General features: G+C 71.6%; 19 protein-coding genes. 7 read left to right on the forward strand and 12 right to left on the reverse strand.

The features are described 5' to 3' along the window. Positions 1-23: 23 nt before the first annotated feature. Positions 24-3,068: an alpha-mannosidase gene (locus ACZ56E_RS16195; RefSeq protein ID WP_471214599.1), complete on the reverse strand. Its 3,045-nt coding sequence runs from the start codon at positions 3,066-3,068 to the stop codon at positions 24-26. 180 nt (positions 3,069-3,248) lie between these two features. Between ACZ56E_RS16195 and ACZ56E_RS16200 the strand changes: the two genes are divergently transcribed. Further along, entirely contained in the window at positions 3,249-3,734 is a 486-nt protein-coding gene (locus ACZ56E_RS16200; protein ID WP_468602260.1) for an ATP-binding protein, read from the forward strand. Between the two features lie 19 nt (positions 3,735-3,753). Here ACZ56E_RS16200 and ACZ56E_RS16205 read toward each other — a convergent pair whose 3' ends face one another. Together ACZ56E_RS16205 and ACZ56E_RS16210 are read right to left on the reverse strand one after the other, a co-directional pair. After that, the gene (locus tag ACZ56E_RS16205; RefSeq protein ID WP_471214601.1) at positions 3,754-4,827 is read right to left on the reverse strand and encodes a DUF2637 domain-containing protein; all 1,074 of its coding nucleotides are present in this window, start codon (positions 4,825-4,827) and stop codon (positions 3,754-3,756) included. Between the two features lie 206 nt (positions 4,828-5,033). Beyond that, positions 5,034-5,897: a (2Fe-2S)-binding protein gene (locus tag ACZ56E_RS16210; protein ID WP_471214602.1), complete on the reverse strand. Its 864-nt coding sequence runs from the start codon at positions 5,895-5,897 to the stop codon at positions 5,034-5,036. 139 nt (positions 5,898-6,036) lie between these two features. On the opposite strand from ACZ56E_RS16210, the gene ACZ56E_RS16215 reads away from it, so the two are divergent. Continuing rightward, positions 6,037-6,765 carry a GntR family transcriptional regulator gene (locus ACZ56E_RS16215; protein WP_471214603.1) on the forward strand — a complete coding sequence of 243 codons (729 nt, stop codon included), beginning with the start codon at positions 6,037-6,039 and terminating at the stop codon, positions 6,763-6,765. A gap of 830 nt (positions 6,766-7,595) precedes the next feature. On the opposite strand, the gene ACZ56E_RS16220 is transcribed toward ACZ56E_RS16215, so the two are convergent. Together ACZ56E_RS16220 and ACZ56E_RS16225 are read right to left on the reverse strand one after the other, a co-directional pair. Then, positions 7,596-8,354 (reverse strand): hypothetical protein, encoded by a 759-nt coding sequence (locus tag ACZ56E_RS16220; RefSeq protein ID WP_471214604.1) that lies wholly within the window; start codon positions 8,352-8,354, stop codon positions 7,596-7,598. A gap of 186 nt (positions 8,355-8,540) precedes the next feature. Further along, the gene (locus tag ACZ56E_RS16225) at positions 8,541-10,217 is read right to left on the reverse strand and encodes a PucR family transcriptional regulator (protein ID WP_471214606.1); all 1,677 of its coding nucleotides are present in this window, start codon (positions 10,215-10,217) and stop codon (positions 8,541-8,543) included. A gap of 338 nt (positions 10,218-10,555) precedes the next feature. Between ACZ56E_RS16225 and ACZ56E_RS16230 the strand changes: the two genes are divergently transcribed. The 5 genes from ACZ56E_RS16230 (at position 10,556) to ACZ56E_RS16250 (ending at position 17,329) form a co-directional block, all read left to right on the forward strand. Beyond that, entirely contained in the window at positions 10,556-11,446 is an 891-nt protein-coding gene (locus ACZ56E_RS16230; protein WP_471214607.1) for an FAD binding domain-containing protein, read from the forward strand. Beyond that, entirely contained in the window at positions 11,446-12,048 is a 603-nt protein-coding gene (locus ACZ56E_RS16235) for a (2Fe-2S)-binding protein (protein WP_468561149.1), read from the forward strand. Before ACZ56E_RS16230 ends, ACZ56E_RS16235 begins: the two co-directional genes overlap by 1 nt. Position 12,049: 1 nt before the next feature. After that, positions 12,050-14,434, forward strand: a complete 2,385-nt coding sequence (locus tag ACZ56E_RS16240; RefSeq protein ID WP_471214608.1) for a xanthine dehydrogenase family protein molybdopterin-binding subunit — start codon at positions 12,050-12,052, stop codon at positions 14,432-14,434. A gap of 232 nt (positions 14,435-14,666) precedes the next feature. Further along, positions 14,667-16,124 carry an NCS2 family permease gene (locus tag ACZ56E_RS16245; protein ID WP_471214610.1) on the forward strand — a complete coding sequence of 486 codons (1,458 nt, stop codon included), beginning with the start codon at positions 14,667-14,669 and terminating at the stop codon, positions 16,122-16,124. Positions 16,125-16,177: 53 nt separating this feature from the next. After that, positions 16,178-17,329: an XdhC family protein gene (locus ACZ56E_RS16250; protein ID WP_471214611.1), complete on the forward strand. Its 1,152-nt coding sequence runs from the start codon at positions 16,178-16,180 to the stop codon at positions 17,327-17,329. A gap of 33 nt (positions 17,330-17,362) precedes the next feature. Here the strand turns inward: ACZ56E_RS16250 and ACZ56E_RS16255 are convergent, their stop codons facing one another. From ACZ56E_RS16255 to ACZ56E_RS16285, 7 genes are all read right to left on the reverse strand, one after another. Continuing rightward, a complete protein-coding gene (locus tag ACZ56E_RS16255; protein ID WP_471214612.1) occupies positions 17,363-17,797 on the reverse strand; it encodes an SRPBCC family protein in 435 nt (144 codons plus the stop codon). 29 nt (positions 17,798-17,826) lie between these two features. After that, the gene (locus ACZ56E_RS16260) at positions 17,827-18,636 is read right to left on the reverse strand and encodes a polysaccharide deacetylase family protein (protein ID WP_471214613.1); all 810 of its coding nucleotides are present in this window, start codon (positions 18,634-18,636) and stop codon (positions 17,827-17,829) included. A gap of 70 nt (positions 18,637-18,706) precedes the next feature. Beyond that, positions 18,707-19,258, reverse strand: a complete 552-nt coding sequence (locus ACZ56E_RS16265; RefSeq protein WP_471214614.1) for a hypothetical protein — start codon at positions 19,256-19,258, stop codon at positions 18,707-18,709. A 36-nt stretch (positions 19,259-19,294) separates the two neighbouring features. Continuing rightward, a complete protein-coding gene (locus ACZ56E_RS16270; protein ID WP_471214616.1) occupies positions 19,295-19,726 on the reverse strand; it encodes a hypothetical protein in 432 nt (143 codons plus the stop codon). Positions 19,727-19,753: 27 nt separating this feature from the next. Then, the gene (locus tag ACZ56E_RS16275) at positions 19,754-20,563 is read right to left on the reverse strand and encodes a hypothetical protein (RefSeq protein ID WP_471214617.1); all 810 of its coding nucleotides are present in this window, start codon (positions 20,561-20,563) and stop codon (positions 19,754-19,756) included. Between the two features lie 49 nt (positions 20,564-20,612). Continuing rightward, a complete protein-coding gene (locus ACZ56E_RS16280) occupies positions 20,613-21,221 on the reverse strand; it encodes a hypothetical protein (protein WP_471214618.1) in 609 nt (202 codons plus the stop codon). A 22-nt stretch (positions 21,222-21,243) separates the two neighbouring features. Beyond that, the gene (locus ACZ56E_RS16285; protein WP_471214620.1) at positions 21,244-22,821 is read right to left on the reverse strand and encodes a phenylacetate--CoA ligase family protein; all 1,578 of its coding nucleotides are present in this window, start codon (positions 22,819-22,821) and stop codon (positions 21,244-21,246) included. Positions 22,822-22,825 lie beyond the last annotated feature (4 nt).

The following is a 22,825-nucleotide window of genomic DNA, read 5'->3' on the forward strand; positions in this document are numbered from 1 at the left end:
CATGGCCCCGGCACGCGGACGCGTCAGGCGGGACGCAGCCGCAGCGTGACGATCTGGAACGGCCGCAGCGCGAGCGCGAGCCCGGCCTCGCCCGTCGCGGCCTCGTGCAGCGGCCGCTCCAGCAGATCGGTCACCTCGGCCCGCGCCACCGGGAACGACGTGGCGAGCGTGGCCGCGGCCCGCCCGCCGCGCGACTCGTAGAGCCGTACGATCACGTCACCGCTGCGGTCGTCGGCGAGCTTCACCGACTCGACGGTCACCGCCGGATGGTCGACGCTCACCAGCGGCGGCAGCACGGGCGCGTCGGCGACCCGCAGCGGCAGATTGAGCGCGAGCCCCTCCGCGACCGCGTCGCCGGTCGTCGCGCCGGGCAGCAGCGCGTACGTGAACCGGTGCGCGCCCTGGTCCGTCTCCGGGTCCGGGCTGTGCGGGGCCCGCAGCAGCGTCAGCCGCACGGTGGTGCCGAGGGTGCCGTCGTGCTCCGTGCGCGTCACGTCGTGGCCGTACGTCGAGTCGTTGAGCACCGCGACGCCGTACCCCTCCTCGGCGACCCGCAGCCAGCGGTGCGCGCAGATCTCGTAACGCGCCGCGTCCCAGCCGGTGTTGGCGTGCGTCGGGCGGTGCACATGGCCGAACTGGATCTCGGCGGCGGACCGTTCGGCGTGCACGTCCAGCGGGAACGCCGCCTTGAGGACCTTCTCCGACTCCCGCCAGTCGACGTCCGTGACGACGTCGACGCGGCGGCTGCCCGCCGCCAGCCGGATCTCCTGCGTGATCCGCGACTCCCCGAAGGCCCGCACCACCCGCACGGCGACCCGCAGTGGCCCGTCCTCGACGAGCTCGACGGACTCGGCGTCCGTGAGGTCGGTGTGCCGGCGCCGGTAGTGCTTGTCGAGGTCCCAGGCGTCGTAGTGCGTGGGGTGGTCGGGGTGCAGCTGGAGGAGGTTGCCGGGCGCCGCCAGGACTTCGCGGCCCTCGGCCAGGTCCATCACGGAGACGAGGAGCCCGGCGGCGTCGACCGTGACGCTCAGGTGCTCGTTGGTGAGGAGGATCGTGTCGCCGGTGGTGTGCGCGACCGCGCCGGACCCGGCCGCGCGGGCGGCGTCGAGGCTCCGCGTGCCGAGCGCGGGGACGTCGACGCGCACCAGCGTGCCGTCCCCGGGGTCGACGACCTCGTCACGGGCGTACGGCGAGGCGTTCAAGGCCACGGGCCCGCCCGCGCCGAGCGACCGCACGGCCGACGCCGTGAGCTCGTCGAGCTCCGCCAGGACCCGCTCGTACGTGTCGCGTGCCTCGCGGTGCACCCAGGCGATCGACGAGCCGGGCAGGATGTCGTGGAACTGGTGCAGCAGGACCGTCTTCCACAGCCGGTCGATCGTGTCGTACGGATAGACGTACGCCGGGTCGCGCACCGCGGCGGCCGTGCACCACAACTCCGCCTCCCGCAGCGCGTGTTCGCTGCGGCGGTTGCCGCGCTTGGTGGCCGCCTGGGTGGTGTACGTGGCGCGGTGCAGCTCCAGATACAGCTCACCGGACCAGACCGGGGCCTGCGCGCCGTACTCCTCCTCGGCCGCCGCGAAGAACGCCGACGGCTTCTCGATCTCGACGCGCGGCGACCCCTCCAGGGAGCGAAGGCGTCGCGCCCGCTCCATCATCTCGCGGGTGGGCCCGCCCCCGCCGTCGCCCCAGCCGAACGGCACCAGGGAGCGGGATGCCCGGCCCTTGTCGGCGAAGTTCCGCTCCGCGTGCGCCAGTTCGGCGCCGTGGAACTGCGAGTTGTACGTGTCCACCGGAGGGAAGTGGGTGAAGACGCGGGTGCCGTCGATGCCCTCCCACCAGAAGGTGTGGTGCGGCATCTTGTTGGACTGGTTCCAGCTCAGCTTCTGCGTGAGGAACCAGCGGACGCCCGCGAGCTTCGCCAACTGCGGGAAGGCCGCGGTGTATCCGAAGGAGTCCGGCAGCCAGATCTCCTCCGTCTCGACGCCGAGCTCCTCGCGGAAGAACCGCATGCCGTGCGTGATCTGCCGCGCCAGCGCCTCGCCGCCCGGCATGTTGGCGTCCGACTCCACCCACATCGAGCCCACCGGCGCCCAGTTGCCCGCGGCCACCGCCTTCTTGATGCGCTCCCAGATGTGCGGCTGGTGCTCCTTCACCCAGGCGTACTGCTGGGCCTGCGAGCAGGCGAAGACCAGCTCCGGATACTCCCCGGCGAGCGCCGTCACATTGGCAAAGGTCCGCGAAGCCTTGCGCACCGTCTCGCGCAGCGGCCACAGCCATGCCGAGTCGATATGCGCGTGTCCGGTAGCCGATACGCGGTGTGCGCTGGCGTGTGCGGGCCGGGCGAGGACGTCGGCGAGCTCGGCGCGGGCCGCGGCGGCGGTGCCGGAGACGTCGTGCAGATCGAGTGCGTCGAGCATGTCCTCAAGTGCCCGCAGAATCTCGTGGCGACGCGGACGTTCGGCGTCCAGTTCGCGCATCAGCTCGGAGAGGACCTCGATGTCCAGGGTCAACTGCCAGACGTCCTCGTCCAGTACGGCGAGATCGGCAGACGCGAATCGGTAGATCGGACTACTGCCTGCGGTCAGTACGTCGCCGAGGGGTGTCGGCACGAAGTCGTGCAGAACGGCGGGATTGGCCGCCGCTTCGAGGAGTAGGTGCACCGGCTCGCCGCCCCGGGCGGGGGAGGCCACCGGAATATGCCGGTTGCGCGGGTGAACACCCTTGAGGGGGACGCCCGCCGCGTCGTAGACCAGACCCTCCGCCTGGAAGCCGGGTCCTTCCCCGCTGAAGCCGGGGTCGATCACCACTTCGACCCGGCTGCCCCGCCACTCCTCCGGCACCTGCCCCTGGAGCCGGAACCAACTGGTCGACCAGGGGTTTCCCCATTCCGTGCCGGTCTCGAAGGGCACGTACTCCGCTTCGAGCACGGTCTCGACGGGCACCGGCTCGCCCGGCGCGTGCCAGACGGAGAGGGTCAGCGGGGTGCGTCGCGCGTACTGGGCGGGGCGGATGAACTGGCGCAGCGCCCGCTCCAGGCGGCCTTCCACCAGCAGTCTGTCGTCGTGCACTCGGGGGCTCCTCGGAACGCTCGGCGGTGGGGTCCACCGCTTCACTTCCCCCCGATCCCCGGACGCACCCCCCCGCGATTGGTTGACGATTCGACAGGCTTGCTGCCACGGGCCCGGGGCATGCATCCCGTGAGGCTGTTCGAGCAGGGAGGCTGACACATCGCTTTGTGGGCGGGGGTCATGAGGAGGCAATCACGAGGGGGCGGCTCCGGGGCGATCGGGGCCTCTTCATCGAACGTACGGGACGAGAGGACCGGTGAAGCGCCGGGCGGACCCCATCGGGGTCAGCTCACGCGCAGGCTGGGGAGAGCGGATCTGCGCGCGGTGTCCGAGGTCAGGAAGGCCCTGAGGGAGTTCCTGAGACACTGGGGGAAACCAGGCAGGTCCGACATAGCCGAACTGCTCACCAGCGAGCTGGTCACGAACGCACTGGTGCACACCGATCACGACGCCGTTGTCACCGCGACCGTGGGCCCGCGCGGTCTGCGCGTCGAGGTGCGGGACTTCGTCGGGCGCCGCCCCGAACCGCGGGTGCCGAGCCCCGGCGACGGCACGAGCGGCCGGGGCCTGGTCCTCGTGCAGTCCCTCGCGGACGCGTGGGGCGTGCGGACGCACGGGGTCGGAAAGGCGGTGTGGTTCGAGCTGGACGGCGGCGGCACGGCGTGAGCCCGCCGCCGCCCGGCGGTCAGCCGAACTGCTGCTCCAGATCCTTCAGCTTCTGCTCCAGTGAGTCGAGCCGGGGCAGGGTCTGCGTGTCGTCCTCCGCCGTCAGGTCGACGGTGACGGGGGTGGCGGGGTCGGCTTCGTCATGGCCGGTCCTGACGGCCTGGAGGGAGGGGCGGGAGCGTACCGGCAGCTGTTCCTGCTCCGCTATCGCAGGGTCCGCGCCGACCTGCGCGGACCCCGCGGCCGGTGCGACGGCCTGCACCTCGACCTGCCGGCCGCCGCCGCGGGCGTACCCCCGGTGGCCCCGGCTGATCGCCTTGAGCCGGGCGCGTTCCAGCTTCTCCCGGTCGCGCCGGTGCAGCCGGGTGCGCTCCTTCTCGCGGCGGTCCTCCCGGACCTCCTCGACGGCCTCGTCCAGGGTGCGGACGCCTTCGAGGAGCATCAGCGACCAGGCGCCGAAGGTCTCCCGCGGTGCCCGCAGCCACCGCACGATGCGGATCTGCGGCAGCGGCCGCGGCACCAGGCCCTGCTCGCGCAGCGCCGCCCGGCGGGTCTGCTTCAGCGCGCGGTCGAAGAGCACCGCCGCCGACAGGGACATCCCGGCGAAGAACTGCGGAGCGCCCGCGTGGCCGAGGCCCCGCGGCGCGTGCACCCAGTTGAACCAGGCGGCCGCGCCGGCGAACGTCCACACGAGGAGGCGCGAGCCGAGCGCCGCGTCACCGTGGCTGGCCTCGCGCACGGCGAGGACGGAACAGAACATCGCCGCGCCGTCGAGGCCGAACGGGACCAGGTACTCCCAGCCGCCGGTGAGGCTGAGGTTCTGCCGCCCGAAGCCGACCAGGCCGTGGAAGGAGAGCGCGGCGGCGACGGCGGCGCAGCAGAACAGCAGCACATAGGAGGCGGTTCCGTAGATGGCTTCCTTGCGTCTGCGGCGTTCCTCGCTGCGCTCCCACGAGTCGTCGCTCGCGGTTCCCTTCGCCGTTTTGTCGTGGCCTCGCTTGCCGCGCGCGAGCACCGCCACCGCCACCAGCATGCCCAGGAGCAGGACGCCGCCGGGAAGCAGCCAGTCCAGCGATATGTCGGTCAGTCTCATCTGGGGTCCCTTGCGTCGCGGTAGGGCGTTTCGGGCGCCATATTGACCCAACCCGGATGGCCCTCAAGGCGTTTCGGGACAAGAGGACGCCATGGGGGTGCAAGGGACCGCGCACGGCGTACTTTTGCTCGAACTCGCGGCGGAACGCCGCTGGTTGAGTTCGATTAACCGTGCACGAAAGGGTGGTTCGGGCGGCTGCGGGGGGATCAGCTCGCCGCGGCGGCCGCGCTCAGCCGCACGATGCGCTCCGCGTCGCAGGTGCGCGGGCAGGTGACGCAGGCGTCGTCGGGGCGCAGCGTGTAGAACATGCAGCAGCTCGCCCGGTCGCGGGTCGGCAGCTTCTCGCCGTTCGGTCCCGTCAGCTCCCGGAAGCCGGCCGTGCCGACGTACGGCTTGGTGGCGCCGGGCAGCAGCCGCTCCAGCTCCGTCATCGCCCGCTGCTCCTCGCCGAGGAGGTGGGCGACGTACCAGAGGCCCTCGACGATCTCGTCGGTGGCGAGGCTCCACAGGGCGCGGGAGCGGCGCCGCATCCGGGGGCCGAAGCCGTCGAGGAGCGGGCCCAGGTGCTCGGCGACGGAGGCCCGCACCTCGCCGCGCAGTGCTTCCTCGTCCGCTACGACGCGGGCGCCGGGGAGCGTCGCGGCCGGGTCGTCGGGGAGGCAGGCGAAGGCGCCCGTGCGTACGGCGAGGTGGCCCAGGGTGCGCTGGAAGGAGACGTCGGCGACCGGGAAGCGGGGGACGCGGCGGTGCAGGAACCACGGGACCGTGATGAGGAGGGTGGCCGGCCAGGCGTAGCGGTGCAGGCCGAAGCTGGCGACCACGTCGGGGCGGGCCTGGGTGCCGTAGTCCTTCAGGATCTGTGCGTTGTCCCAGGCGAGGAACGCGTCGAGGTCGGCGCCGCCCTCCGCGAGCCGGGCGGCGGTGACCCAGCCGGCGCCCTGGGGGATCCGTTCGCCGGGGGCGAGCTCGGTGATGCGCAGTCCGGAGTACACCTCGTTGAGACGGGCGTACGAGCCCGCTACGGCACTGGAGGCGCCCTGGAGGGGTGCGGCCAAGGTGGGTACGGACATACGGGGGACCACCGAATCGCGATCGATAGCAGGTAAGCCTTACCTTACCCGACGTGATCGAGGTTTCAACTCGGGTGCTGTCCGCCTATGGTGCCTCTCGTACCTTTCGGAGCAGTGGAAAGCGGGGCGGGCGGACGTCGTGGAGCAGACCGGAGCACGCGAGGGGACGTCCCTCGCCGGGGCGCCGCGCGTCCGGGTGCCGGAGCAGGCGGGCTCCGGGGCGCGCGGGCCGCGCCGCACGGTCCGGCGCAGCTCCGTGCGCGGACAGGTCCTCGCCGCGCTGCGGGCCGCCCTCGTCGGCGGTGAGCTCGCGCCCGGTGAGGTGTACTCGGCGCCGGTGCTCGGCGAGCGCTTCGGCGTCTCCGCGACACCCGTCCGCGAGGCGATGCAGCAGCTGGCCAACGAGGGTGCCGTGGAGGTCGTGCCCAACCGCGGCTTCCGGGTCACCGAGCGCAGCAGCCGCGAGCTGGCCGAGCTGGCCGAGGTCCGGGCGCTCATCGAGGTGCCGGTGATGCTGCGGCTCGCCCGCACGGTGCCCGCGGCGCGCTGGGCCGAGCTGCGGCCGCTGGCGGAGGCGACGGTGACGGCCGCGGCCGTCGGCGACCTCGCGCGCTACGCCGAGTCCGACCGCTCCTTCCACGGCGCCGTCCTCGCCCTCTCCGGCAACCAGCAGTTGGTCCAGGTCGCGGACGACCTCCACCGCCGCTCCCAGTGGCCCCTGTCGAGCGGCCCCGTAGCAGGCCGCCGAGCCGACCTCATCGCCGACGCAGCAGAACACATGGCCCTCCTCGACGCCCTCGCGGCCCAGGACTTCCACGTGGTCTCGTCCCTGGTCCAGGAACACTTCACAGGGGCTGGGGCGGCCTGAGCCCCGGCGCCAAGCACCCCGGGTGGCCGGGGGGCGAGCGGTGGACGGCACAGGCGCGGGGCCGCCGACGCCGGGCGGCCTGCGGCCGGCCCGGGGGAATGTCGGGTGTGCGGCTCGCTTGCCGCGGCACGGGGCTCGGGACGGCCTGAGAGGGCCGGGACCTCTCAACTCCGGCGCTCACCCGGCGCCCAGCATTCCGGGTGGCCGGGGCGTACGGCAGATAGCACGGGCGGGGGCGCTTCGCCGACGCGGGGCGCTGGGCGGCCTTCGGCCGGCCCGGGCGCGGCGGCAGGCGCTCGCGTGCCGCGGCACGGGGCCGGGGCGGCCTGAGGGGCCGGAACCCTTCAGCACCGGTGCCCATCGGGCGCCCAGCGCCCCGGGTGGCTGGGGGCGAGCGGTAGACGGCATGGGAGGGGGCGCTACACCGGCGCGGTGCTGGGCAGCATGCGGGCCGGGCCCGAGGCGCGTCAGGCGTGCCGCGGCACGGGGGTGAGGCGGCCTGAGGGGCTGGTGATCCCTCAGCCCGGCGCCCACCCGACGGCGCCCAGTGCCCCGGGTGGCCGACACCCGCGCGGCCGGGGGCGTGCGGTAGACGACACGGGCGGGGGTGTTTCGTCGGCGCCGGGCGGTCTGCGACCCGCCTCGGGGTGGCGGCAGGTGTGCGGCTCGCGCGCCGCGCTGTGCTGCCTGCCGCGGTGCGCTGCCTGTCGCATGCTGCCCCGGCAGCGCGGCGCCGTGTGGCGTGGGTCGTGCTTCCCGGGTGGTTCGGGTGTCGGAGTGTGGGCCCCGTGGGCGCCGGCCCGCGTGGGAGTCGGCGCCCGTTTGGGGTGCTAGACCGCCGCCGGAGGTTGCAGGTGGTGGGCCAGCCAGGATGGGATGCCGTCCAGGAGGCGGAAGAGGCGGGTGGCTTCGGCGCGTAGGCGGGTGGCTTCCGGTTCCGGTTCCGCGTCCGCGAGGGCGGCTAGTGCGGGGGCCGTGCCGACCAGGTAGCCGAGTTCCTCGCGGATGCGCAGGGACTCGGCGAAGCCGTGCCGGGCCTCCGCCAACTCCCCGTCGCGCAGGGCGAGTCCGGCGAGGTGGCGCCAGGTGAAGGAGAGCAGCAGCGAGTCGGAGCGCGCGGTGGCGCCCGCGTGTGCCCTGCGGTAGGCCGCCTTCGCGGACTGCGGCGAGTCCGCGATGTGCTCCGCGATCAGGCCGCGGCGGAAGTCGAGGAGCGGCCGCCCGGAGGCGTTCGGGGTGAGTAGCGCCGCCGCCCTGCCGAGCGCCGTGCGGGCTTCGTCGGCCCGGTCGCGTACCCCCAAGACCGTGGAGGCGTACGCCAGTTGGCCCCGCTCGCAGGCCGCGGCGCCCCGGTCGTCGTCGTCCTCGGCGAGGGCCTCCGCGGTCCGCAGGACGTCCTCCGCCTCACCCCAGCCGTCCCCCGTGAACAGGCACCGCTCGACGAGGAGGGCCGCCCTCTGAAGTGCCGCCGCGGCCCCCGCCCGTGAGGCGAGCAGCTCCGCGGCGTCGGTCCAGCAGCCGCGCGAGCGCAGCCGCCATACCGCGGTCTGGAGTGGATCGTGCTCTGCAGTCGTTCCGGTACCAGACATGGCGGTATGCGCCACGTTGCCCTCCCCGAGCACACCATTGAGCTGTTGAGTCGTGGGCGAATCTCAGCATGGATCGCGGCGTGCGGCCAAGAGGTCGGGTGAAAGAATTCACAAAGGGAGGGGGAGGGGACGTGCCGGGTCCGGTCGGTGGTGACTTCCCTCCGGCCGGGCCCGTGCCGGATTCCCTCAGCTCATGCGCAGGGCGAGGAAGAAATCGAGCTTGTCCTCCAGGCGCGAGAGGTCACGACCTGTCAACTGCTCGATACGGCCCACCCGGTAGCGCAGCGTGTTGACGTGGAGGTGCAGCCGCGCGGCGCAGCGCGTCCACGAACCGTCGCAGTCGAGGAACGCCTCAAGGGTCGGGATGAGCTCCGCGCGGTGGCGCTGGTCGTACTCCCGCAGCGGGTCCAGGAGCCGCGCGGTGAACGCCCGGCGCACGTCGTCCGGCACGAACGGCAGCAGCAGGACGTGCGAGGCCAGCTCCTGGTGCCCGGCCGCGCAGACCCGGCCGGGCCGGGCCGCCGCCACCCGGCGGGCGTGCCGCGCCTCCTCCAGGGCGCCGCGCAGCCCCTCCGCCGAGTGCACGGAGGCGCTGACGCCCAGCGTGAGGCGGCCGTCGCCGTCGAGGCCCGCGGCCAGCGGGTCGTGGACGGAGGCGAGGAGCGCGTCCGCGAGCAGCCCCGTCTCAGGGCCGTCGTGCTCGCCGGCGACCGCGGGCAGCGGCACTAGGGCGATCGCCTCGTCGCCGGTGTGCGCGACCGCGATCCGGTCGGACGGCTCGGGGCCCGCCGACCGGGGGTCGACGAGGATCTCCTCCAGGAGCGACTGGGCGACGGGACCGCCGTCGATCTCCCCGCCCTCCCACTCCACCCGGGCCACCACGACCTGCCAGTGCGGGGCCGCGCCGAGCCCCGGCAGCAGCACCGGCGCGGCGACGCGCAGCCGGGCCGCGATCTCCGCGGGGGCCGCGCCCGTCTGCACCAGCTCAAGGACCTCCTGGGCGAGGCGGCGGCGCACCGTGCGGGCCGCGTCGCGCCGGTCGCGCTCCACGGCGATCAGCTGCGTCACACCCTGCAGCAGGTCGAGCCGCTCCTCGGGCCAGTCGCCCGCGTCGGCCTCCACCGCGAGGACCCAGTCGGAGAGCACCGACTCGCGCACGTCCCGCGACGCGCCGGCCGTGCCGCGCCCACTGGTCCGAACGGGGAACAGCGAGTACGTCACGGAGTCCACCGAGACGCGGTGCGGGCCGCGCCGGCCCGTCCGGACGGCCGCCAGGTGCTCCCCGGCGAGGCGCGCGCAGAGCGGCCCCGGCAGGGCGGTCCCGGCCGCGCTGGACCCGGCGATCACGCGCCCGGCCGGGGAGAGCACCCAGGCCCGCAGGTCCAGGTCGGTGCCGAGCAGGTCGAGGACGACGTCGGGGCCGCCGCCCGCCGGGCCCGACGTCATCAGGCGCCGGTGCCGGTCGACGACGGCCGCCAGGTCCCCGGCGCGCTCGCCGGAGACCTGCCGCACCACGTGCTCGGTGATCGTCGCGAAGGCCACGGACTCGTTGACCGCGAAGAGCGGAAGCCGGTGCCGGGCGCAGGCCTCGACGATGTCCTCGGGGATGTCGCCGAGCTCGGCCTCGCCGGCGGCCAGGGCCGCGACTCCGGCGCTCGCGAGGATCCGCACGAAGGGTTCCGTGTCCGAGGCGTCGCGGCGCCAGGCGAGGCCGGTGAGGACCAGCTCGCCGCCCGCCAGATAGCGGCTCGGGTCCCGCAGGTCCGTGGTCATCACACCGCGCACGGTGCGGTCAAGCTCGTCCTCGCCGCCGAGCAGCCGCAGGCCCAGCGCGTCGGTGTCAAGGAGTGCGCGCAGCCGCATGGGGTCGTCGCCGCCGATCTGTCTCGAATGGTGTGTACAAACATGTGCGCTCGGTAGCGCCGCGGTCCTGGGCCGCCGTGCGTCTCCCGTTTCCCGGGGGAATCCGCGAGGTTACTGGGGCCCGTTCTTCATACGAATCTACAAGACGCGCGGCTTGGCCAGCCAACTCCTTCATGGTTTCGGTGACTGACCCCATCGGACGAGCGGGCGGTGTACTTGCCCCACTCCGCGTTAACAGCACATGAACGAGCAGTCGAGGGACGAACGGCCCGAGTGGCCGGAACGGAATCCTCCCGTCCCTTGAAGCGAACGACCCTCGATACGAAGAAGAGAGCCTCATGGACTTCCTTCGCCCCGCCAGCTGGGAGGAGGCGCTCGCCGCCAAGGCCGAGCACCCCACGGCTGTGCCGATTGCGGGTGGCACCGACGTGATGGTCGAGATCAACTTCGACCACCGTCGTCCCGAGTACCTGCTTGACCTCAACCGCATCGTCGAGCTGCGCGAGTGGGAGGTGGGCGAGGAGACGGTCCAGCTGGGCGCCTCCGTCCCGTACACCCAGATCATGGAGGAGCTCCGTGCCGAGCTCCCCGGTCTAGCGCTCGCCTCGCACACCGTCGCCTCCCCGCAGATCCGCAACCGCGGCGGCGTCGGCGGCAACCTGGGCACGGCGTCCCCGGCCGGCGACGCCCACCCGGCGCTGCTCGCCGCCGACTGCGAGGTCGAGGTGGAGTCGGTGCGCGGCTCCCGCCTGATCCCCATCGACGACTTCTACACCGGCGTGAAGCGCAACGCGCTCGCCGCGGACGAGCTGATCAAGTCCGTCCACATCAAGAAGGCGGACGGGCCGCAGCAGTACTCCAAGGTCGGCACCCGCAACGCCATGGTCATCGCCGTCTGCGCGTTCGGCATCGCGCTGCACCCCGAGACCCGCACCGTGCGCACCGGCATCGGCTCCGCCGCCCCCACCCCCATCCGGGCGAAGGCGGCCGAGGAATTCCTGAACGCGGCGCTCGAAGAGGGCGGCTTCTGGGACAGCAAGAAGATCATCACCCCCTCGATCGCCAAGCAGTTCGCGGAGCTCGCCTCCGGAGCCGCCAACCCGATCGACGATGTGCGCGGCACGGCGAACTACCGCCGCCACGCCGTCGGCATCATGGCCCGCCGCACGCTCGGCTGGACCTGGGAGTCGTACCGCGGCGAGGGCCGCAGCACTGAGGGAGTCGCATAATGCGCGTGAACTTCACGGTCAACGGCCGTCAGCAGGAAGCGGACGACGTGTGGGAGGGCGAGTCCCTGCTCTACGTGCTGCGTGAGCGCATGGGCCTGCCCGGCTCCAAGAACGCCTGCGAGCAGGGCGAGTGCGGCTCCTGCACCGTCCGGCTCGACGGCGTGCCGGTGTGTTCGTGTCTGGTCGCGGCCGGCCAGGTGGAGGGCCGCGAGGTCACCACCGTCGAGGGCCTCGCCGACTACGCCAAGCACCGCGCCGACGCCCACCCCGGCGGCGGCTGCGTCTCGGGCGCCTCCGGCGCCTGCGGCACCTCCCTCCAAGAGGCGCAGAACTGGAGCGCCAAGGGCCAGGACTCGCAGACCGGCGAGGGCGCCGAGCTCTCCCCGATCCAGCAGGCGTTCATCGACGCGGGCGCCGTCCAGTGCGGCTTCTGCACCCCCGGTCTGCTCGTCGCGGCCGACGAGCTCCTCGAGCGCAACGACACGCCGTCCGACGCGGACATCCGCGAGGCGCTCTCCGGCAACCTCTGCCGCTGCACCGGTTACGAGAAGATCCTGGACGCGGTCCGCCTGGCCGCGGCCCGTCAGGGAGAGGCGGTCTGACATGGCTGGCACCACCACCGGCATCCCCGCCAACGTCACCCAGGGTTCGCAGACCAAGGGCGGCGTCGGCGAGTCGATGCTGCGCCCCGACGGCACCCTGAAGGTCACCGGCGAATTCGCCTACTCCTCGGACATGTGGCACGAGGAGATGATCTGGGGCCAGGCCCTGCGGTCCACGGTCGCGCACGCCGAGATCGTGTCGATCGACGTCTCCGAGGCCGTGGCCCTGTCCGGCGTCTACGCGGTCCTGACCGCCGACGACCTGCCGGCCGCCAAGAACTACGGCATGGAGTACCAGGACACCCCCGTCCTCGCCTACGGCAAGGTCCGCCACCACGGCGAGCCGGTCGCCCTCGTGGCCGCCGACCACCCGGAGACCGCGCGCCGCGCCGCCGCCAAGATCAAGATCGAGTACCGGGAGCTCCCGGTCATCACGGACGAGGCGTCCGCGACCGCCCCTGACGCTGTCCTGGTCCACGAGAACCGCGGCGACCACCACGCCGCCCACTCCCCGCACCCGAACATCGTGCACCGCCAGCCGATCATCCGCGGCGACGCCGCCGAGGCCGCCAAGAAGGCCGACGTGATCGTCAAGGGCGAGTACACCTTCGGCATGCAGGACCAGGCCTTCCTCGGCCCGGAGTCCGGCCTCGCCGTGCCCGCCGAGGACGGCGGCGTCGACCTCTACGTGGCCACCCAGTGGCTGCACTCCGACCTCAAGCAGATCGCCCCGTGCCTCGGCCTCCCCGAGGACAAGGTGCGCATGACGATGGCCGGGATCGGCGGCGCCTTCGGCGGCCGCGAGGACATCTCGATGCAGATCCTCGCCTCCGTGCTCGCGCTGCGCACGGGCAAGCCCGTGAAGATGGTCTACAACCGCTACGAGTCCTTCTTCGGCCACGTCCACCGGCACCCGGCGAAGCTCTACTACGAGCACGGCGCCACCAAGGACGGCAAGCTCACGCACATGAAGTGCAAGATCGTCCTGGACGGCGGCGCCTACATGTCGTCGACCCCGTCGGTCGTCGGCAACGCCTCGTCCCTCTCGGTCGGCCCGTACGTCGTCGACGACGTGGAGATCGAGGCGATCGGCCTCTACACCAACAACCCGCCCTGCGGCGCCATGCGCGGCTTCGGCGCGGTCCAGGCGTGCTTCGCGTACGAGGCGCAGATGGACAAGGTCGCCGCGAAGCTGGGCATGGACCCGGTGGAGTTCCGGCAGAAGAACGCGATGGAGCAGGGCACGATCATGCCGACCGGGCAGCCGGTCGACTCGCCCGCCCCCGTCGCCGAGCTGCTCCGCCGCGTCAAGGCCCGCCCGATGCCGCCCGAGCGCCAGTGGGAGTCCAGCGAGGGCGCCGACGTCCGCGCGCTGCCCGGCGGCCTGTCCAACACCACGCACGGCGAAGGCGTCGTCCGCGGTGTCGGGTACGCGGTCGGCATCAAGAACGTCGGCTTCTCCGAGGGCTTCGACGACTACTCGACCGCCAAGGTCCGCATCGAGGTCATCAACGGCGAGCCCGTCGCCACGGTCCACACCGCCGCGGCGGAGGTCGGCCAGGGCGGCGTCACCATCCACGCGCAGATCGCCCGCACCGAGCTCGGCGTCCAGCAGGTCACCATCGCCCCCGCCGACACCCAGGTGGGCTCGGCCGGTTCGACCTCCGCGGGCCGCCAGACGTACATGACCGGCGGCGCCATCAAGAACTCCTGCGAGATCGTCCGCGAGAAGGTCCTGGAGATCGGCCGGCGCAAGTTCGGCTCGTACCACCCGGCGTGGGCCAACGCCGAACTCCTCCTGGAGGGCGGCAAGGTCGTCACCGACGGCGGAGAGGTCCTCACCACCCTCGTGGAGGTCCTGGAGGACGAGGCCGTCGAGGTCGAGGAGGAGTTCAGGCACCGCCCCACCGAGGCCTTCGACCTGCGCACCGGACAGGGCAACGGCCACGTCCAGTACGCCTTCGCCGCGCACCGCGCGGTCGTCGAGGTCGACACCGAGCTCGGCCTCGTCAAGGTCATCGAACTGGCCTGCGCCCAGGACGTCGGCAAGGCGGTCAACCCGCTCTCCGTCATCGGCCAGATCCAGGGCGGCACCACCCAGGGCCTCGGCGTCGCGGTGATGGAGGAGATCATCGTCGACCCGAAGACCGCGAAGGTGAAGAACCCCTCCTTCACGGACTACCTGCTCCCGACCATCCTCGACACCCCGACCATCCCGGTCGACTACCTGGAGCTCGCCGACCCGCACGCCCCCTACGGCGTACGCGGCATCGGCGAGGCCCCCACCCTCTCCTCGACCCCGGCGGTCCTCGCGGCGATCCGCGCGGCCACCGGTCTGGAGCTCAACAAGACGCCGGTGCGTCCCGAACACCTCACCGGCACGTGATCCCTCCGCGGATCTGATCCCCCCGCTCGGGGATCAGCGCAAGTCCTCCGAGCGGTGCGTGCCTCCCAGGAACGTCACACTTCCCGCCGCCCGCACCGCTCGGAGCCCAACTCCCCCTCTCCTTGAGGGAGATGTCGTTCGTCTCGGGCCGTCCCCCGGGTCGTGCAGCCAACGCACCATCCCAAATCCCGCAACTCTGCGGGTGCCCCTGTGAACCTTGGGAGTAGGCACCATGACCCAGTCTTCAGTGGAGCCCAAGACCACCGCGGAGGACGCGGGCTCCGGCTCACGCGTCCCGGCCGGCAGATCTTGGCTCGACCGGTACTTCCACATATCCCGGCGGGGATCCACGGTCGCGCGTGAGGTGCGCGGCGGAATCACCACGTTCATGGCGATGGCGTACATCGTCCTGCTCAACCCCCTGATCCTGTCCGGCAAGGACGCGGCGGGGGACACCATGGGCCAGAAGGCCCTGATCACCGCGACGGCGCTCGCCGCGGCGGTCACCACGCTCCTCATGGGCTTCGTCGGCAAGGTGCCGCTGGCCCTGGCCGCCGGACTCTCCGTGTCCGGTGTGATCTCCTCGCAGGTCGCGCCCGAGATGACCTGGCCGCAGGCCATGGGCATGTGCGTGATGTACGGCGTGGTGATCATGCTTCTCGTGGTCACCGGCATGCGCGAGATGATCATGAACGCGATCCCGCTCGCCCTCAAGCACGGCATCACCATGGGCATCGGCCTGTTCATCGCCATCATCGGCCTCGTCAAGGGCGGCTTCGTGCACCCCGGCAAGGCCACCCCGCTCTCCCTCGGCCCCGCCGGTGAACTCTCCGGCTGGCCCGTGCTGCTCTTCGCGGGCACCCTGCTCCTCATCTTCATGCTGCAGGCGCGCAACACCCCCGGCGCGATCCTGATCGGCATCGTCACCGGCACCCTGATCGCCGTCGTACTCAACGCACTCGACGTGATCGACCCCAAGCAGTGGGCGAACGGCGCCCCCGAACTGCACGGCAGCGCGGTCTCGTCGCCCGACTTCTCGCTCATCGGCGAGGTCGAGTTCGGCGGCTGGGGCGAGGTCGGCGCGATGACGGTCGGCATGATCGTCTTCACGCTGGTGCTCGCCGGCTTCTTCGACGCCATGGCCACCATCATCGGCGTCGGCACCGAGGCCAACCTCGCCGACGACAAGGGCCGCATGCCCGGCCTGTCCAAGGCGCTGTTCATCGACGGCGCCGGCGGCGCCATCGGCGGCGTGGCGGGCGGCTCCGGCCAGACCGTCTTCGTCGAGTCCGCGACCGGCGTCGGCGAAGGCGCCCGCACCGGCCTCGCCTCGGTCGTCACGGGCCTCTTCTTCGCGGCCTGCCTCTTCTTCACGCCGCTGACCGCGATCGTGCCCCAGGAGGTCGCCTCCGCCGCGCTCGTCGTCATCGGAGCGATGATGATGATGAACGCCCGGCACGTCGACTGGGCCGACCGCGCCACCGCCATCCCGGTCTTCCTGACCGTCGTGCTCATGCCCTTCACGTACACCATCACCACCGGTGTCGCGGCGGGCGTCATCTCCTGGGTCGCCATCAAGATCGCCCAGGGCAAGGCCCGCGAGATCGGCGCCTTCATGTGGGGCCTGACGCTGATCTTCATCGTCTACTTCGCCCTCAACCCCATCGAGAGCTGGCTGGGCGTCCACTGAGGCGCCGGCCCTCCGCACACCCGTAGAGCCTTGTGAGCCCTGAGGAGGCCGACATGCTGGACATCGCCGACGAGCTGAACCGGTGGGTCGGGCAAGGACGTGACTTCGCCGTCGCCACCGTGGTGGCGGTCGGCGGGAGCGCGCCCCGGCAGCCGGGCGCCGCGCTCGCCGTCGACAGCGAGGGCACGGCGATCGGCTCGGTCTCCGGCGGATGTGTGGAGGGCGCCGTCTACGAACTGTGCCGGCAGTCCCTGGCGGACGGCGAGACCGTCCTCGAACGCTTCGGCTACAGCGACGACGACGCCTTCGCCGTGGGTCTGACCTGCGGCGGCGTCATCGACATCCTCGTCACCCCGGTCCGCGCGGACGCCGTGTGCAGGCCGGTGTTCGCCGCGGCGCTCGCCGCCGCTTCGGCGGGGGAGGCGGCGGCCGTCGCCCGCGTCACGTCCGGGCCCGCCGAACTGCTCGGCCGCGCTCTCCTCGTACGCCCCACGGGGGAGTACGAGGGCGGGCTCGGCGGCCACCCCGAGCTGGACCGCACGGTGGCGGGGGAGGCCCGCGCGCTGCTCGACGCGGGCCGCACCGCGACCGTGGAGATCGGCGAGGACGGCTCCCGGTGCGGCAGGCCGCTGGTCGTGCTCGTCGAGTCGAGCGTCCCGCCGCCCCGCATGATCGTGTTCGGCGCGATCGACTTCGCGTCGGCGCTGGTCCGGATGGGCAAGTTCCTCGGCTACCACGTGACCGTGTGCGACGCGCGGCCCGTCTTCGCCACGGCCGGGCGCTTCCCGGACGCCGACGAGATCGTCGTCGACTGGCCCCACCGCTACCTGGAGCGCACCGAGGTCGACGGCCGCACCGTCCTGTGCGTCCTCACCCACGACGCCAAGTTCGACGTCCCCCTGCTGCGGCTCGCCCTGCGCCTCCCCGTCGCCTACGTCGGCGCGATGGGATCGCGCCGCACCCACGAGGACCGCAACAAGCGCCTGCGCGAGGTCGGCGTCACCGAGCTGGAGCTGGCGCGCCTCCGCTCGCCCATCGGCCTCGACCTGGGCGCCCGTACGCCCGAGGAGACGGCCCTTTCGATCGCCTCGGAGATCGTCGCGAACCGCCGCGGCGGCACGGGGACCTCCCTGACCGGCGCCCACACCCCCATCCACCACGACGCGTCGAGCCGGCCCTCGGGGCGCATCGGTTCCGTCGCCTGAGGGCGCGGCGCGGAGTGTCCGCCGCGTCGGCGGTCAGGGCGCGAGGAGCTGGTCCACCGCCCGGCCGAACACCCGGCGTGACACGGACGACAGCACCCCGTCGCACAGCGCGGGCAGCCACCGTACGCGCAGGTCCTCGCGCCACACCACGGCGGAACCGCCGGCCGTGGGGAAGACCTCGATCTCGGCCCAGCCCGTCATGAACGCCCCCCGCTTCTCCAGCCGGCACCGCCCCGGAGCGGTGCCGTCCGGCGGGCACCAGTCGACGACCTCCATGACGTCGTCGAAGCCGGCGGGGCCGAGCGCGCTGCGCGCGACGAAGACCGTGCCCGCGTGGGTGGGCGGGGGAGTGCGGACCGTGATGCGGGTGAGCGGGACGACGTCGGCGTGCCGCTCCCACGCGGTCAGCCTGCGCCACGTCTCGGCGGCGGGCAGGTGCGTGTCTCGGGTGATCTGGAAGATGGCCACGCCCCGAGCCTGCCACGAGGTCCAGAGGTCTAGCGGTAAACCTTGCCCGGCTCGGCCTTGCCCGGCGCGAGGAGCTGGGACACCGTCACGAAGACGTATCCGCGCTTCTTGAGCTCGGTGATGACACCGGGGACGGCCGGGACCGTGCCCTTGTAGATGTCGTGCAGCAGGATGATGCCGTCCCGCTTCGTCTGGTCGATGACGCGCTGCTGGATCAGCTTCGAGTCATTGGTCGTGTAGTCCTTCGCGGTGACGGTCCACAGGACCTCCGAGAGGCCGAGCTCCTTGGAGAGCTTGTTGACGTCGTCGTTGGTGCGGCCCTGCGGCGGACGCATGAGCGTCGGCTTCTTGCCTATGAGCTTCTCGATCGCCTCGTTCGGGCGCTCCAGCTCGCGGCGTGCCTCCTTCGGGCCGATCTTCGTGAGGATCTTGTGCGACCAGGTGTGGCTGGCCACCTCGTGCCCCTCGGCGTCCATCTGCTTCACCAGCTCGGGGTACTTCTCTATGTGGTTCTTGCCGAGCGTGAAGAAGGTGGCGGGGACCTTCTCTCTCTTGAGGATGCTCAGGAGTCTGGGCGTGTTCTCGCTGGGGCCCGCGTCGAAGGTCAGCGCCACGCACTTGGCCTTGCGGCAGTCGACGGTGCCGAACTTCCCCTGGTCCGCGGCCTTCGCCGCCGCCCCGTCCTTGCGCACGGAGCTGGGCGACGTGGTGTCGAGCTGGGTGCACCCGGTCAGCGCGAGGGCGAGAGCCGCCCCCGCCGCGAGGACGGGGGCGGTGCGACGCAACCTCTTGGCCGAGCGCGTCGTCTTGAAGGCGGAAGGTGTGTTCACGGCAGGCATGCAAGCACTATACACAGGGCGTATACACCCGGTTCATAGTGCTTGCGGCCCTACGTGACTGTGGCGTCGGCTAGACGGGGATCACCCGGATCGACGGGTGGATGGCCGTGTTCAGGTACAGCCGCTCCTTCTTGTTCTCCTGCTCCAGCTCCATCACGAGCCGGTACCGGTACAGGCCCGGCTTCGCGGTGCTCATGACCGTGCCGGCCCAGTAGTAGTAGACCGGCGTGAACTTGTCCCGCATGCGGTCCGGCATTCCGTAGATCTTCAGCTCGTTGAAGATCCGCCGCTCCGCCACGTCCTCCTCGTCACCCAGCTCGGTGTCGAGGAACACGATGTTGTTGATCTTCGGCATGGGCGGCCAGGTGCCGTCGAGGCGCTTCTCCATGTCGATGGGGCGGACGATCCAGTTGATCACCTGCCCCTGCTTGCACACCGTCTCCAGGGACGAGGTGCCCTGCCCCTTGCCGCCGATGCTGTTGTCCATCATGTACATCGCGTCGCTCAGCGAACCCGTCGCCGTCGCCCGCTCCATGTTGATGAGCGTCACGATGTTGAGCTGGACCGAGTTCAGCTGGCCGGGGTTCTGCTTCTCCACGCCACCGCGCGTAGTGGTGCTCACCCGTTCCTCCTTCGCGTACGCCGTCATGACTGACCCCTAGCCGACGAGGGACGACGACAGGGTGGTGGTGATCGGCTCGTCCCTCGTGCCCAGCTTGAACTTGATCTGATACGCGACCGGCTCCAGGCTCGCCTTCTTCACCGTGGCGACCCAGTACGACACGTCGGTGCCGGGATACACCTTCCGCACCGGCTCGCAGATCTCACGGTCGATCACGATGTCCTCGATCGACACGTACGCCTCGCACTCCAACGCCAGGCAGTTCCAGAGCAGTTGGTCGCCGCGCCGGACCTTCGTCCGGAGCTCCTCCGTGCCGAACCCGGTGGATCCCCCGGCCCGGTTCGTGTCGTACATGTACAGGTGGCCTGTCATCTCGCCGGCCGCCAGGGCGCCCACGCAGTCCACGACGGCGGTGATGGAGACCGGCCGCTTCGCCGTGGTCTCCCGCGGCTTCGATTTGGTCGTCATCGGGTCCTCCTCCTCGTCCGGTGGGGGTCAGGCGCCGCGGGCCGGGCGCGAGGGCGGGATGGGGAGCTGGCCCAGACCCGCCTTGGTGAAGGCGTTGCGCCGCGGCTCGGATGTGATCTTCAGGGCCGACGCGCACGTCAGGTTCACCGGTTCCCACCGGAGTTCGCCGTTGGCCTGCGACAGCTTGTGCAGCTGGATGCGCATCATGTACGAGTACGTCCCAGGGCGGGACGTGTCGACCGACGCCGACCAGTACCAGCCGTCGGTCACCATGTCCGGGGAGCCGTACTCCGCCGGGTACATGATCTTCGCGTCCACGGCCTCGCCGTAGATGTCGGTGATCACCGGCGCCGGGGGGCTGGCCGCCGCCGTGGCGTCCTCGGTGACGACCTGGCCCTGGACGTCCACGACCTTCTGCCCGGACAGCCGGCCCCGGGTGCGCCGGGTGGTCTTGACCCGGGTGCCCACGCTCCGCCGGATGCGGTTGAGCTCCGCGGCCGCGTCGGCGCTCGGCACCGTCGACTTGGCGGCGAGCTCCTGCAGTTCGGCCAGCGCCTGGTCGTCGGTCTGCCGCGCCCGCTCGGCCTCGTAGCCGCGCGGGACGGTCGGCGGGATGGAGCCGAGGCTGTACGGCAGCCAGTTCAGGACCTGCTCGCTGGCCTGCGAGCCGTCCCGCCAGTAGGAGCCGTGGATCGCGGTCACCAGATCGCCGGTCCCCTGGTTCTCGGAACCGTGCAGCTTCATGTTGTCGAACAGATAGGTGTTGCCTTCGAGGGTGCTGGTGGCCAGCGCGTTGCCGACGTCCACGAGCACGATGATCGCCAACTGTTGGGGCATGATTCCGCCTTCGTCGTCGTTCCCGGCCTTGCCGTCGTCGTGCGGACCGCTACTGACACATCAACGCGGGTGAGTCGATGGTCATGACGCTGTTGGCGCCCTCGTACATCTGGAGCTCGAGGCGGTACTGGTAGGGCACGCCCGGCGTCATCCAGTGCGGCACCACTCCGGTCCATACGTCGAGGTCGAGCTTCTCGCCGTCGGACTCCTGCGAGTTGTGGGGCTGGTGGGGCTGGTGGGATTGAGGGGTTTGGTGGGGCTGCGGGGTCTGGGTGCCCGTGGGGCCCGTTGCGCCGGTGGGGCCCGGGACGGCCGTGCCCATGCCGGGGGCGCTCGGCGTGGCGGTGGCGACGGCGGGCCCACTGGGTGCGCCGTGCCCCTGCTGTCCCTGCTGCCCCTGCCGGTCCTCGGCGGGCGCGAACGAGATGCTCTTGATCTCGACCGGGGTCTGCAGGTCGACGGCGAGCGCGGTCCAGGACACGACCTGGCCGGGCTTGACGACGGTGACGAGATTCGGCGTGCCCTGATGGGTGCTGTCGAACGCGCTGTCGTCCACCATGCAGAGGTTGCCGTCGTGCAGCGACTTGATCGACAGCGCTCCGATGACGTCGACGACGGCGATGATGTTGACCTGCGACTTCATTCCGCTCCTGTTCATTCCTCTCCCTGTTCTCGGGTGCCTAGCCGCGGTCCCGGACCAGCGGGACCTTTCCGACGGCGGTCCGCTCGATCTCCGCGGACAGCCGGGGCACGAACTTGAGCTGGAGGGTGTATCCCGTCCTCTCGATCGACGCCGCGTTCGCCTCGCCGTGGTTGAACAGCGACAGGGCGCGCGGCAGCGCGTTCACGAAGACCTGCTGGAGGCCGTAGGGGCCGAGCACCGTGTCGGCGCGATAGGTCAGGCCGAGCACGTCGTCGACCGCCGCGTAGAGGGTGATCGTCCTGCCCTCCCGGTGGTTGACGAACTGGACGTCGTGCGCCACCGCGTCCAGGTCCACCACGTCGGCGGCCTTCAGCTCGTCGCGCAGCGCGGCGTAGGCCCGCGCCGCCGAGTACTGGCTGTCGTTGAGATGCAGTACGTCCCCGGTGCGCCCCGCGAACTCGAACTGCCGCGTCTTCAGGCCGGGGCCGTCCGTGCGGGGCCGGTGGATCATCCGGTCGCCGAGCTTCAGGCGCAGCAGCGGCGTCTCGTGCGCGTGCAGGCGGGTGACGACGAGCTCGCCCTCCTCGCCCTCGGGGACCTGGCGCCCCTCCTCGTCGACGATCTCGATGAAGTGCAGCCCCGGCACCGCCGACAGCCAGGGCGACGCGGCGTCGAGCTGGAGGCCGATGGTCTCCGCCTGGGTGGCGGCGAAGTAGCTGAGGATCGCGAGGTTCGGATACAGCGCCTGGAGCTCCGCCCGCTTGCGCTGCGGCAGCACACCGCTGCCGTACAGGGCGACGCGGAAGCTGTCGCGGTACTCCTGGCGCATGCCCGCGCCGAGTTCGGCGAGGATCGCGATGCCCGCCGAGATGCCCATGAGGGCCTTGGGGCCCCGGTAGGAGAACATGTGCTCGAGTACGGGGGCGGTGACGGGTCCTGCGCCGACGTAGTTGACGCCCGGCACGTGCTGGAGCACGCCGCCGACCATGGTGCCGCTGCTCCACATCTGGTAGTCCGCCAGCGTGGTGAAGAGCCACTTGGGGTCGGTGCCCGCGAGGTGCCCGGCGAGTTGGTAGGCCCCCATGAAGCGGCCCGCGATCTCGTACGTGTCCTTCAACTCGCGCAACGCGTAGACGACTTCGAGCGGTTTGCCGCCGCTGGTGCCGCCGCTGGCGACGATCTCGAACTCGCCGCGGGTGAGCGGCACCACCATGCCCGGCCGCGTGTCCATGAAGAAGTCGCGCTGGACGTCCTTGTCCGACAGCGGGACGCGCTGCCACTCCTCGTACGTCTCCGGGGCGTGCGTGATGCCGGCGCCCCGCAGCCGCTCCCGCCACAGCGGGTTGAGCAGCACGGTGTTCACCATCTGCTGGAGGCGGCGCAGCACGACCGCGTCCTGGATCTCGTGCGGGATCTCGCTGTACAGCGTCTGGCAGACCCGCTCGCACTCGCGCATCTTGCTCGCGAAGGAGGGGAGTACGGTGACGGCCTCGACGGATTCGGGCTGCAGCTCCCAGTCGGGGATGAGCCAGTTGGCCAGTTCGCGTGCGCCGCCGGGGGCCGGCGCGGGCGGTGGGACATGCGTTGCCTGTGGAGCGTGAGATGTACTCAACATCCGT

It is taken from the genome of Streptomyces sp. NPDC039480 (genome assembly GCF_055597165.1).

Coding starts and splice junctions, on each gene's coding strand:
- ACZ56E_RS16220 (WP_471214604.1), bottom strand. CDS start 8,354: ATGTCTGGTACCGGAACGACTGCAGAGCACGATCCACTCCAGACCGCG.
- ACZ56E_RS16285 (WP_471214620.1), bottom strand. CDS start 22,821: ATGTTGAGTACATCTCACGCTCCACAGGCAACGCATGTCCCACCGCCC.
- ACZ56E_RS16270 (WP_471214616.1), bottom strand. CDS start 19,726: ATGACGACCAAATCGAAGCCGCGGGAGACCACGGCGAAGCGGCCGGTC.
- ACZ56E_RS16275 (WP_471214617.1), bottom strand. CDS start 20,563: ATGCCCCAACAGTTGGCGATCATCGTGCTCGTGGACGTCGGCAACGCG.
- ACZ56E_RS16225 (WP_471214606.1), bottom strand. CDS start 10,217: ATGCGGCTGCGCGCACTCCTTGACACCGACGCGCTGGGCCTGCGGCTG.
- ACZ56E_RS16260 (WP_471214613.1), bottom strand. CDS start 18,636: ATGCCTGCCGTGAACACACCTTCCGCCTTCAAGACGACGCGCTCGGCC.
- ACZ56E_RS16250 (WP_471214611.1), top strand. CDS start 16,178: ATGCTGGACATCGCCGACGAGCTGAACCGGTGGGTCGGGCAAGGACGT.
- ACZ56E_RS16230 (WP_471214607.1), top strand. CDS start 10,556: ATGGACTTCCTTCGCCCCGCCAGCTGGGAGGAGGCGCTCGCCGCCAAG.
- ACZ56E_RS16205 (WP_471214601.1), bottom strand. CDS start 4,827: ATGAGACTGACCGACATATCGCTGGACTGGCTGCTTCCCGGCGGCGTC.
- ACZ56E_RS16200 (WP_468602260.1), top strand. CDS start 3,249: ATGAGGAGGCAATCACGAGGGGGCGGCTCCGGGGCGATCGGGGCCTCT.
- ACZ56E_RS16280 (WP_471214618.1), bottom strand. CDS start 21,221: ATGAACAGGAGCGGAATGAAGTCGCAGGTCAACATCATCGCCGTCGTC.
- ACZ56E_RS16235 (WP_468561149.1), top strand. CDS start 11,446: ATGCGCGTGAACTTCACGGTCAACGGCCGTCAGCAGGAAGCGGACGAC.
- ACZ56E_RS16210 (WP_471214602.1), bottom strand. CDS start 5,897: ATGTCCGTACCCACCTTGGCCGCACCCCTCCAGGGCGCCTCCAGTGCC.
- ACZ56E_RS16240 (WP_471214608.1), top strand. CDS start 12,050: ATGGCTGGCACCACCACCGGCATCCCCGCCAACGTCACCCAGGGTTCG.
- ACZ56E_RS16245 (WP_471214610.1), top strand. CDS start 14,667: ATGACCCAGTCTTCAGTGGAGCCCAAGACCACCGCGGAGGACGCGGGC.